Origin of the sequence: Shewanella sp. DW31 (assembly GCF_015767295.1) — a bacterium.
GTDB classification, from domain to species: Bacteria; Pseudomonadota; Gammaproteobacteria; order Enterobacterales; family Shewanellaceae; genus Shewanella; species Shewanella oncorhynchi.
Map to the genome: position 1 here is coordinate 25,006 of NZ_JADWMP020000007.1, position 12,394 is coordinate 37,399.

A 12,394-nucleotide genomic window follows, 5' to 3' on the forward strand; every position below is an offset into this window, starting at 1 on the left:
TCTTTAAAAAATAAAATTAAATATTTAATATATCATTTAAAATATTTTTTCCAAGTAGAACAAACTCACAAACTTTAGCCCTACAGTATAAAATAAAATTAATGCAATCAGCTTAATAAAACACTACCAGCCAGTTAATACTGATTAACAACATCGAAAAGATGTGATAACTCTCTCTCTATATTTATATGATGATTACCGACAAAGAGGCCATTTTCATCAATATATTCAGCTGCATTAACTTCACCAAAAACCTCATAATCAAAATATTCTAAAACGGTAGTGTTTTTAAGAAAATTACCTGTCACTATTGGACGACACTCAATACCATTTTCAGTAAGCATCTCGACTAGATCAGAACGTTTATAAGGGGCATTTTCTTTTAGTATTAATGAAAATCCAAACCAACTACTTTTCCCAGTTTCTTTCTGAATATCAATAAACGGGTGGTCAGTAAATAAATCTTGGAATATCTTTGCATTTTTACGACGCATATTAATGAAATCTGGTAATTTTTTTAGTTGTTCAATACCAAGCGCACCACTCATTTCTAACGGACGGACGTTAAACCCTGGCAAGACGAATTTGAATGACTCTTCAAAATGATCATCACTCTTCTCGCCTGTGACCTTGTTAAACTTTGGTAAATTTCTAGTCCATCCATGAGCTCGAATACACAGCAATATGTGATAGAGCTCCTCGTCATCAGTTACTACACAGCCCCCTTCCATTGTTGCGATATGATGGGAAAAAAATGAGCTAAAGGTACCCATAACGCCGAATGTACCCGCTTGCTTACCTTCTATGGTAGCTCCCATAGATTCACAATTATCTTCAAGAATAAAAATATTACGACCGGCAATAATTTTATGCATGCGATTGTAATCATTAGGATTTCCAAGCAGATTTACAGACAAAATAGCACGAGTTTTATCCGTAATTGCAGCTTCTAGCTTTTCTAAATCCATATTTAATGTGCTACGGTCAATATCAACAAATTTAACTTTTAAGCCATACTGCTGAAGAGGAAAATACGTCGTTGACCAAGAAACAGCAGGTACTATAATCTCATCCCCGCGTTTTAACTTAAGCGAAGTATTTTTTGTGAAGAATAATGCAGCTATCATTAATAAGTTAGCTGTTGAACCTGAACTGACCATCACCGCATATTTAGAGCCAAAAAAATCAGCGAAATTTTTTTCATACTGGGCAACTTCTTTACCCATTGAAAACATATCAGATTCTATGACTCGCTGAATTGCAGAGTATTCCTTATCATCCCAAGTACTACTCGCTAAGGAATAATTAATCATTACAATATTCTCCTAAATAAAATTCATATGTTTTTTGAATGCCCACTTTTAAGCTCGTTTTATGGGTCCAGCCAAATTCCGTGAGTTTTTTATTATCAATAAGTTTCTGCCTCATCCCAACGGGTTTACTTAAATCGTGTTTAAATGACCCTTTATAACCAACAACACTTGCAATAGTTTGATAAAACTCATTGATTGTATAATCTACGCCAAGGCCAACATTTAAATTTTGTGGCATTGAATCAAAATTATCAATAGCATAGAAAACAAAATCAGCTAAATCCTCTGCATACATGAATTCACGCCGAGCTTCACCATCACCCCATATATCGATTTCAGATAATCCAGCTTTGACTGCAGTATCTATTTTACGTATAACAGCTGGAATCATGTGAGAGTGGCTTGGATCGAACTTATCAAAACGACCATAAAGATTACAAGGGATAATTGTCTTATACTTCCGCTGCTCATTTTCTGCACAGATGTATTCACATAAACGAGTACTAGTTACTTTAGCTAAAGCATAACCTTCATTGGTCGGTTCTAATTCACCTTTCAAAATCAAATTTTCAGATAACGGATTAATAGCATCTCTAGGGTACATACATGAACTACTCAAATTCAAAAAATTAACAACATTATTATCATTTGATGCAGTTAATATATTTAACCCTATTCTCATGTTATCTACAAGAAACTTAACAGGTTGAGACATATTTGCTTGAATGCCACCAACAATACCTGCTGCATGTATGACCATGTCAGGCTTATTTTCTAATATATACTGATTAACGGAACTTCCATTCAACAGATTAAGTTCAGAACTTCCTGGAGATAAAAATTCATGGCTATGATTTACAGCGGCTTCTAGAATGTTTTTGCCAACCATTCCATTGGCACCGGTCAATAATATTTTCATTTATTACTCTACAGGAACAGATTGGGTATAGCCATGCGCTTTTAGAATTGCATGTTGTTTTGCTTTTTGCAAATCGTTAGCAACCATTTCACTGCACATTTCTTCAACTGTAATTTGAGGGACCCAACCAAGCTTGACTTTTGCTTTTGACGGATCACCTAACAATGTTTCTACTTCAGCAGGTCGGAAATATCGAGGATCGACTTTAACAATGATGTCTCCAATTTTTAAAGCAGGAGCACTATTACCTGTAATCGATTTTACAGTGCCAATCTCATCAAGTCCTTTTCCTGTAAATTCTAACTCAATACCTACTTCTTTGGCTGATAATATGACGAATTCACGAACACTAATTTGCTTACCTGTAGCAATAACAAAATCATCGGCCATTTGTTGTTGAAGCATCATCCATTGCATACGCACATAATCTTTAGCATGACCCCAGTCGCGCAGTGCATCCATGTTTCCTAGGTATAAACACTTCTCTAAACCTTGAGAAATATTGGCAATAGCACGAGTAATCTTACGAGTAACAAAAGTCTCACCACGGCGAGGGGACTCATGGTTAAACAGAATACCATTACAGGCATACATGCCGTAAGATTCGCGATAATTAACCACAATCCAGTAGGCATACATTTTAGCAACGGCATAAGGTGAACGAGGGTGAAATGGCGTAGTTTCTTTTTGTGGTATCTCTTGAACTTCACCAAATAATTCAGAAGTAGAAGCCTGGTAGAATTTAGTTTTCTTTTCTAACCCTAAAAAGCGAATAGCTTCTAATAACCGTAGAGTACCCATGGCATCGACATCTGCAGTATATTCCGGGCACTCGAATGAAACCGCTACATGTGACTGTGCACCTAAATTATAAACTTCATCAGGTCGAACCTCATTCATAATACGGATTAGGTTCGAAGAATCAGTAAGATCACCATAATGCAGAAAAAATTTAGGATCAGTTTCATGCCTATCTTGAAAAATATGGTCTACTCTTTCTGTATTAAAAGATGAAGATCTTCTTTTTATACCATGAACCTCATATCCTTTCTCCAATAAAAACTCAGCTAAATAAGAACCATCTTGACCTGTAACTCCAGTAATCAATGCTTTTTTCATTGTCATCATTAACCTACTAAAAATAAAAATAAAAATAAAAACCTATCATTTATAAAATCTAAAGCCAAGCAACTAAAAGCTTACAATTAATATACAACCGTAAATCTAAAAGTTAAAACGCATGGCACATAAATGAATTAGAATAACACGTACATAAAACTATAATTAATTATTTACTTAAAAAAAACAAAATTAACAATTAGAAGCATGCACACAAAATAAATTGAATAAACAAGTGCAAAAGCGTAAACTGTTCCAATTAAACCGAAAAAGCTAACCATTATAACAGAAGTTAGAGTATAGAGTGTATATAAAAAAATTTCAGTTATAACATAAATTTTAACTTTTGCCTTTGCTAAAATAATAAAAGAACATAACCATGATGAAATTTTGATAACATCGCCAATTAGCTGCCATTTGAATAACGGCAACATTGGAGCAAAGTCTTCAGAAAAAAGTATAAAGACCAGAAGATCCTTAAGAAAATAAACGACAACGGCAATTAAAGAAACCAATGGTATAAAAAACTTAAATGCAGCAAAGAACTCAACCTTTAAATCAACACCATCAGAAGTTGAAGAAAGCTTAGGCAAATAATAACTAGTCAAAGCAGTTGTAACTACCAACAAATACATATTCGATATAGAAATTAGCCCTTGCCATATACCTGCATCATTCAGAGTTAAATTAGTTGACAAATAATTACGTATAATGAACAACGAAGAAGGTGCTAAAATCGCGGTTACAAGTGTCATTAGCGAAAACTTGAATAATTTGGAAGCAATAATCTTGTCAAAATTATAGCGGAAAATTTGTTCGAAAGAGAAATTAATCGAATTATATTTAACAAAATAAATGGCAACAAAAATAAATATTACTGACTGACTGGTGACGAGATTAATTAATACACCTTCAATCCCCCATAAATATAAAAAAAACAATGTTGAAAGCAGAGTGTAAAAGCTTTGAGCAGCTGATATCAACATGAATAACTTAACTTCTTTCAGTCCATTTATAACTGATATAAACAGTTGATTCAATGAGGACAGAATTAAAAAAATCGATAACGTTACAAATATATAAGAATACTCTACTTTCATAAAAACCAAAATAGATAATTCTGATGAGAAAAATAGCAAACATAATGAAATTAAGATTGTGAGAAAAAATGTAATCTTAAAGGAAGTACTTAACAAATTAATTCTCTGTTGCTCAGCGCCACATGAAAACTCAGCCGTATACTTAGTTACTCCAATATTTATCCCTCCCTGAGCTAGAGTTGTTATCAATAGGAGAGCATTCTGTAGATTTCCAATATAGACTAACCCAACAGGTCCAATGAGTATTGCTATAGCCTTATTGACAATTAGATTTGATAAAAGTTTGATACTTGTAACAATCAAACTCAATAAGGATGTCTTTGCTAAATTCACATAAACCTCAAAATACACTCTAAAAAAATCAATTAAGTGATATTTTCTCTGATGATAATATCTTTTTTAATTTGACGATATTTTCTTTCATAAACATATAATCTTGCACATCCCTAGTGCTTACTAACTTTGATATAACATCTTCAAGTTGCTCTATGTTCTCACATGGATAACCTACACAAAAATTATATTTATTTATTATAGAGCTAAAATAAGTATTATTAAGATAAACTAAAGGTTTTTCTGCATTTAAAGCATCAAAAAGAGCCCCACTTGCTGTCATTTGATAATTATTAATATCATAGAAGAACAATATATAATCCAAATCCTTTATCATTTTCATGTAATCATCTTTAGGTATCATTACTTCAGAATCTATATAAGAAACATTATCATTAATATAGGGTAGTATTGAAGGAGTCAATTTACCGACAAGATGAAATGACACGTTATTTGTAAAACAATTAAATTTATTTGCAATTAAAAATAATTTGTCTACACCTTTATTTAAATTAGCCACACCCAAACATCCAAATTTGATTGTTTTAGAAAAAACCATATGATTTCCGCTTGAAAAATCAAATATAAAAGGATGGTTAATGGCAATAACATCATCTTGGCTCAATATTTTATTAAAAACGAGTTTATGCTTAATATGTTCACCTAAAACTATATATTTAATGTTTTTATTTCTTAAAATAAAAGCTAATTTAAGCAAACTACGCCTTAACTTATAAGGACTTTGAGGTACAAAACTTTCTAGTTCTCCATGCAACACTAATTTAATAGAAGTATTAGTAAAAAAATGAGAAAGTATGGACAAATAAATTTGAGAAAGAGGATGTAAAGATAAAAAAATTAACTCGTGAATGTTTCTTTTCTTACATAAGTAAAAAGATCTTAAAACCAACCAAAACCTAAAAACATCTCGAACATGACCTTTTAACGTCGTTTCTTTAAACGTGATTTTCTCTATCAGTTTTACATCAAGCTTTGAAGAATGATTTTCTTCACAAAATAGCACAACATTTTCAGTTTCACGTATTTTTTTTACAAAAGCTGAATTAAATGATAAATGTTCTTCACCAACCATGTTAACTTCACTCAATAATATCATTTATAGCTCTCATTTTATTTATTTTAAGTTGACTAATTTCATCATCAGAATTTAACAAAAATGAATGATATGGAAAATATACAATTTGATTAGACTCCGTCTTAAAAGGTTTTAAGGAAAAATGAATTGATAATACAACTAATGAAAGCGAAACAAAAATTCTTTTATTTTGCAATTTGCACATGCGTAACAATTCTGGGAAAATAAATACTATAGAAAATAGAAAGTAAAATTTAAATCTATCCGCCATGATAAAAACCTCATGACAATAAAAAACCAAAAAAAATGAAACCAATTGCATATTGAGGAAGATCTTACCATATCCATTTACCATTAATTTAATTTTACTGTTTAAAAGAACAAATACAATAGTTATAACAAATGTTTCCACAACTCCCAGTGACATCTCACGAGCATTTGACTGAATATATTCAAGTAACTTCCACGAAATAGGTCCCAAATGAGGTATTAAGGGAGACAACACTAAGCTTATGAAATTTAAATTAAAAGCAAAAAAACCTAACAAAATAAATGTAAGATAAAACTTTTTATTGAAGTTTTTATTTAAAATAAAATATAAAAATAACAATAAAAAACCACTGACATGAAATAAACCAGAAACTATGCAACACATAAAATATTTATAGAAGCACTGTTCCTTTATATATTTTAGGCTAAATATAAAAAAACCAATGGAAATTGATTGTCTTACAACACTAAATTCAACATATAAATATATAATTACGACATAGAGCAATAATGATTCAAATGGATAAGGTGCAATTCTCTTTATTGAAATACCTACAAGAGAAATTGAAATTAAGGAGCTAAAAAACAAGAAAATTTCAAAATTATTGAAAATACTTTTTAATATTAGAGTATAAAATTTAAATCCTGGTTCGAAAAAATGATTAAAAAAATCGTTATTATAAGTTAGAAATGCTTCGTTAAATGTAGGAAGCGAGTCGAAAAATAATTCATATTCCCACCAATCCCAACCTGTCACAAGTCTAGTGCCAGAAAATAAAACAAGGGAAAACAAAAGAAAAACAAAAGATATATTTTCACTGCGCTTGAGTACATGAAAGTTATACACAAAAAGAATGAAAATTATATAAGCCATTAATCAAAACCTTTGAGCCAAGTCGCACTGTAAACCAAATTTTTGTTACGAGTTCCTATCAGTCTTGCAGGATTTCCTGCGACAATATTAAACTCTCCAACATCTTTTGATACAACGGCCCCAGCTGCAACAACTGCTCCACGACCAAGTTCCACACCAGGTAAGATAATAGCCCCAGTACCTATCCAAACGTAATCATTAATTTTTACTCGCTTGATCTCGTTAGAAAAAAACTCACAATTAACATGATGTTGTGCCGTTATGATATTGACACGAGGAGAAATTGAAACATTATCACCAATTACTAAACCACCTCGACCATCTAAATATGTTGAACGGCCGATTGTTGAATTATTACCTAAGGATACATTTACACTATCGATGAATGTATTTAAATGTATCGAAGATCGCGAGCCGATTAAAACGCCTTTAATTTTTCTGTAAAAAAAATGTCTAATTGAATAAAATGGGATCTTATTCACAATATGATTGCAAACATAGTGTTCAAAAAAAGAACGAATTTGTCTGTAGATTTTCAACAACTTCAATCTCTCAGTTAGATTGAGTATCTTTTGTTTTAACAAAACCTTTCGGTAGTAAAAAGCTTGTTTTTTATTTAAACCATTTAAATATTTAGAAACTATAAGCTTATTGTCCATAACTTGTCTAACACCATCATTTGAAACTCCATCTAACTCAAATACAGTGATTACATTGTTAAATTTCGCAAATTTCTTTCCTTGAACGAACATGTCAAAGATAAAATCAAAGTCAGCAGCGATCCTTAAATCATGTGTTACTTTGTAATGATTATGATTATAAACATCACGAGAAACAAACATTGACCCTTGTCTGAATAATGGCCCTTTCCACAAATTTTGAACTACATCATCAATTGCCGGTAAACGCTTAGTTATTCCATTAGTATAATACTCGGAATCACCATAAACAATGTCTACATTGCTACTTTTGAATTCCAAAAAAAACTTTGAAAGCGTAGAATTTTCATAAAGAAAATCACCAGCCATAACACAAATAATCCATTGACCTGAACACATTCCTATAGCTTTATTTAAGGCATCATATATACCATGATCTCTCTCGCTACAATGAATAAGATTAATACCTCTATTTTTGAATTTGCAACTATATTCCTTTATCTTTTCATAAGTACCATCAGTTGATCCTCCATCAACTATTACGTATTCAAAAGCTTGAGAATCCTGCCTAAGCACCGACTTTAATGTACCCTCTACTTTCTCTTGGCAGTTAAATGTTATCGTTACAACACTAATCGCACATGAATTCATTGTTTAATGACCATTAAAGAATTAAAAATATCATTTTCTATTATTTTTCTTTGAAAATACTCTTGTGTAAAATTTTCAAGTACTTCTTTATCAATAGACGTTGAGTTATCACGATTTAGCAGTTCAGTTAGACATAAAACCCAATCATTTACATTCAAATGACAGAATTTATCAACTAACTCATTGGGTACTTCAAGTCCGTGTGATGCAATTACCTTCATGTTGTTTAATTTAGCTTCCAGCATCACAAACCCAAAAGACTCTTTTAGCGACGGCATTGCTAATACATCACATTTATCCATCAATTTGAATAGCTGCTCTTTATTTACTTGATGTAAAAATTTAATTTTATCATTTATTAATTTTGACTCAGCATATATTTTAAGTTGTTCATAAGAAATGCTTACCTCTCTTCCAACAATGAATGCCGTATCAAAACTTTCCCTCATTTTAGATAAAACATCAATGAAAAAGAATGGATTTTTCCTTTCCTCAAGATTACCAACAAATAGTATATTCCGACTAACAGGTTTATTTAAATTTGCAACTTCCCCATTAAAATTAATAAAATTATTAATTACTTTAATATCATCCACCTTTAACTTTGAAGCAACATGCTTTGAATAAGATTTAGACACCGTATAGGTTATATCAAGCCAATCTTTTAAATAACTCTTTTCCCAATTTAAAAAGTCATTCATTTTCTCTTCCGTTATTATATAATCATACATGTTATCAACTTTCAATGCATGCAAGAATAATGTTTGCCGTCCTTTATTCTTTTTATATATGAACATGTAATCCTCTAAGAAATAATAATCAGATTGAGGGATTTTATAAAAATACACAAATCTAGTTAACAACATCCTAATTTTATAAGCAGTAATTGCATCAATTTTTTTTAATAAAAACTGCGAGCCAATAATCGCGAACTGAAAAAATTTTGATATAGAATCCATCGAGAAAACTTCTACATCTACATCCCTATCGTGAAGAAATAACTGCAATTCTTTTATATGTGTAACAACACCACCGCCATTTTTCAAATAACCACCATACAAAATACAAACTTTTGTTTTTTTAGCACTCATAAAATCCAACCAATTAGCAAAATTAACTTTAATAAATAACTAAACGCGTGACTCAATGTGTAGTTTTAAAATATGTCTTATTATCTAGTTTTAAATCAATTGAGTAAAGCGTCCAAAATTCTTAAGCTTGCTGCACCATCACCATATGGATTATGTAATCTGCTCATAGATTCATATTCATCAGCATCATTTAACAATACATTTAAACTAGAAACAATTTTGTCTACACTTGTTCCGACTAATCTCACTGTGCCAACCATAACAGCTTCAGGACGCTCTGTAATATCCCGCATAACAAGAACAGGCTTACCTAACGATGGTGCCTCCTCTTGAATACCGCCAGAGTCTGTTAAAATAATATAACTTCTCATCATCAGATAAATAAAAGGGAGATATTCTTGTGGTTCAATTAAGATAATGTTATCAATATTATCCAAAATACGATTTACTGGTTCGCGAACATTTGGATTCAAATGCATAGGATAAAGAATCTGCACATTCGGATTAGCTTTTGCCGTTATTGCTAATGCCTCGCATATTCGTTCAAAACCACCACCAAAACTTTCACGACGATGGCCAGTCACTAATATTAATTTTTTAGATTGATCTAAAAAAGGGAAGAGTGAAGCCAGTTGGGCCTTAAGTTCATTCTCTTGCTCAATTTTGGCTTTAACCATCAGCAGTGCATCGATTACCGTGTTACCAGTAACGATAATGTTTTCCTCAGGATAATTTTCTTGGAGTAAATTTTGTTTAGAAGTTTCAGTAGGCGCTAAATGGTATTTAGTTAATGCTCCAGTGAGCTTACGATTTGCCTCTTCTGGCCATGGTGAATAGATGTTACCAGTACGAAGACCGGCTTCAACATGCCCTACAGCAATTTGCTCATAATAGGCAGCTAAACTTGCTGCAAAAGTTGTTGCAGTATCTCCATGCACTAATACAACATCAGGCTTGAATTCTTGCAATACTGGTTTTAGTTCAAGCAAAATCCGCGCAGTAATTTCATTTAGTGTCTGCCCTGCTTGCATTAAGTTCAAATCATAATCAGGGGTTATTTCAAAAAGCGACAACACTTGATCTAACATTTCTCGATGCTGTGCGGTTACACATACCTTTGCATTAAAACGTTCATCTTGAGCTAATGCATGAACCAATGGTGCCATTTTTATCGCTTCTGGACGGGTACCAAATACAGTAAGAACTTTCTTCCTATTCATTACTAAACCCTAATTTAATTAATTCAATTACAATGGAGATGAACAATTAGACATATACATCTCACCAATTTAATTTGTGCGAGACATTTTATATATTGTAGAAGGCTGCGAGTGATAGTACACAACTAAAACTGCCTCACCCTATCGATAACTGTTCCCAGCGTTATTCTACCTACTACATCAAAACAGTCGGTCGCGAGGATGACGGATAATGCAGAGCATCTAGATTCTAGATTCTAGATGCTCTTTCCTCATAAAATGTCTTACCAACACAAACATCACGCCTAACATACAGCCAAGCAGTGTACCGAACACGCAAATTAGAGCACGTTTAGGCTTTGCCTTTTCTTCAGGCGCTAATGCGGGGTCAATGGTTTTAAATACATATTCATCACGAACTTCGGCAAACATAATGGTTTTTGCCTGCTCTTCAATCAATTTGTAAAGCACGGTTTTGATATCGGCAACATTGGTGAAAGCGATTTGTTTATTTAAAAACTCAGTACTACGATGCGCTTCAGCTACATCACGCTCCTTCATCACTTTATTAATGTCTTGAATTAACCAAGTAACCCACTGTTGGGCAACTGTTGGGGATAAATGCTCTACCGATAAAGTCACCATCCCCGTATCTTTGGCTTTATTGACAACAATCATTTTGCTAAAGGCTTTATAGGCCTCTTGCATTGACGGTTCAGGCTTAAATTGCGCTTCCACTTTGCGCACCCAAGTATTGGTTTGCTCGTTGTATAGCTCAGGATCATAGATAATTTTATCCGCATCCCTATCCCACTTTTCTGCCGCCATTAAATCGGCAAGAATATTGTGCTTTTGAATAAACTCGCTGGTAAATTGACGAGACTTTAATACTTGAATTGCCAATTCAGTTTTATCAGTACCACCTTTACCGCCGAGATTTACTCCCGCAAGGCTAGCTAAACCGCCAAATTGAGATGCTAAAGCGCTTAAACCGCCACCTTGTTCCTCTGACGCAGGCGCAAGCAGGGCTTCAGATTTATAGATATTTGGCTGTTTTATGGCAAAAATAACTGCACCAATAGCGAATACAGCTGTAATGGCAATGATTAACCATTTGCCTTGCCAGATGACAGAGAATAATTCACGAAGATCGATTTCGTCATCGCTTGTGGTTTGAGGGAATTGCGCGTCTGTTTTATATGTATTTGGATTTTGAGTAATTTGTGTGTTCATTTTTTTAGGTTATAGGTCCTAGATCCTAGGTGCTAGACCCTAGGAAAGCTTAAAGATATTTAAAGAAGTTCCTAGATTCTATGTACTTTTATAATCTGCGAACTCTTCTCGGACACTGCCTTTTCGTCTTTTTATCAAAGAAGCAATCATTGCTGAAATTTCTTTAGCCTCTTTGATAAGAGTCATTCCGTTTTGCTTGTCTATCAGACCAATTTCTATCGCAATATATATTTGCGTTATCAGTTCGCCTGATGAGCCTTTTGCAAAATAAAGAAACCTTGCAGATTCAGCGGTTGATTCACGTTCTTCCCCCTCTGCAATGTTTGAGGGAATAGAAACTGCCGCTCTGGTCATTTGATCTCTGAGCCCATAATCTCGGCAATTTTTAAGTTCCTTATAAACATCACATGAAAGGCGACAAGCGCGTTTCCAAACATCCAATTGTTCAAATCGCATGATGTTCCTTAATTAGAGAAGGTCCTAGAGGCCGAAGGCCGTTCTAGATTCTAGGTCCTAGGTTCTAGGTCCTAGAGCGAG

General features: G+C 33.0%; 11 protein-coding genes. All 11 read right to left on the reverse strand.

Translation table 11 applies throughout. From position 1 onward, the window contains the following. Positions 1–134 precede the first annotated feature (134 nt). Complete coding sequence (locus GWI56_RS07785) at positions 135–1,313, reverse strand: DegT/DnrJ/EryC1/StrS family aminotransferase (RefSeq protein ID WP_198572603.1); 1,179 nt, start codon at positions 1,311–1,313, stop codon at positions 135–137. Beyond that, complete coding sequence (locus tag GWI56_RS07790; protein ID WP_198572604.1) at positions 1,306–2,232, reverse strand: GDP-L-fucose synthase; 927 nt, start codon at positions 2,230–2,232, stop codon at positions 1,306–1,308. The genes GWI56_RS07785 and GWI56_RS07790 overlap by 8 nt, the downstream gene beginning before the upstream one ends. 3 nt (positions 2,233–2,235) lie before the next feature. Further along, positions 2,236–3,351, reverse strand: coding sequence for a GDP-mannose 4,6-dehydratase (gene gmd / locus GWI56_RS07795; protein WP_198572605.1), 1,116 nt, complete (start codon positions 3,349–3,351; stop codon positions 2,236–2,238). Between the two features lie 173 nt (positions 3,352–3,524). Next, a complete protein-coding gene (locus GWI56_RS07800) occupies positions 3,525–4,784 on the reverse strand; it encodes an O-antigen translocase (protein ID WP_198572606.1) in 1,260 nt (419 codons plus the stop codon). Between the two features lie 28 nt (positions 4,785–4,812). Continuing rightward, positions 4,813–5,901, reverse strand: a complete 1,089-nt coding sequence (locus tag GWI56_RS07805; RefSeq protein WP_198572607.1) for a hypothetical protein — start codon at positions 5,899–5,901, stop codon at positions 4,813–4,815. Next, positions 5,885–7,024, reverse strand: coding sequence for an EpsG family protein (locus GWI56_RS07810; protein ID WP_198572608.1), 1,140 nt, complete (start codon positions 7,022–7,024; stop codon positions 5,885–5,887). Before GWI56_RS07810 ends, GWI56_RS07805 begins: the two co-directional genes overlap by 17 nt. Continuing rightward, entirely contained in the window at positions 7,024–8,334 is a 1,311-nt protein-coding gene (locus GWI56_RS07815; RefSeq protein ID WP_198572609.1) for a glycosyltransferase, read from the reverse strand. Before GWI56_RS07815 ends, GWI56_RS07810 begins: the two co-directional genes overlap by 1 nt. After that, entirely contained in the window at positions 8,331–9,425 is a 1,095-nt protein-coding gene (locus GWI56_RS07820; protein ID WP_198572610.1) for a glycosyltransferase family 4 protein, read from the reverse strand. The genes GWI56_RS07815 and GWI56_RS07820 overlap by 4 nt, the downstream gene beginning before the upstream one ends. A gap of 95 nt (positions 9,426–9,520) precedes the next feature. Beyond that, positions 9,521–10,645, reverse strand: coding sequence for a UDP-N-acetylglucosamine 2-epimerase (non-hydrolyzing) (gene wecB / locus GWI56_RS07825; RefSeq protein WP_198572611.1), 1,125 nt, complete (start codon positions 10,643–10,645; stop codon positions 9,521–9,523). A gap of 222 nt (positions 10,646–10,867) precedes the next feature. Next, entirely contained in the window at positions 10,868–11,857 is a 990-nt protein-coding gene (locus GWI56_RS07830) for a Wzz/FepE/Etk N-terminal domain-containing protein (protein WP_198572612.1), read from the reverse strand. 78 nt (positions 11,858–11,935) lie between these two features. After that, positions 11,936–12,313: a four helix bundle protein gene (locus tag GWI56_RS07835; RefSeq protein WP_198572613.1), complete on the reverse strand. Its 378-nt coding sequence runs from the start codon at positions 12,311–12,313 to the stop codon at positions 11,936–11,938. Positions 12,314–12,394 lie beyond the last annotated feature (81 nt).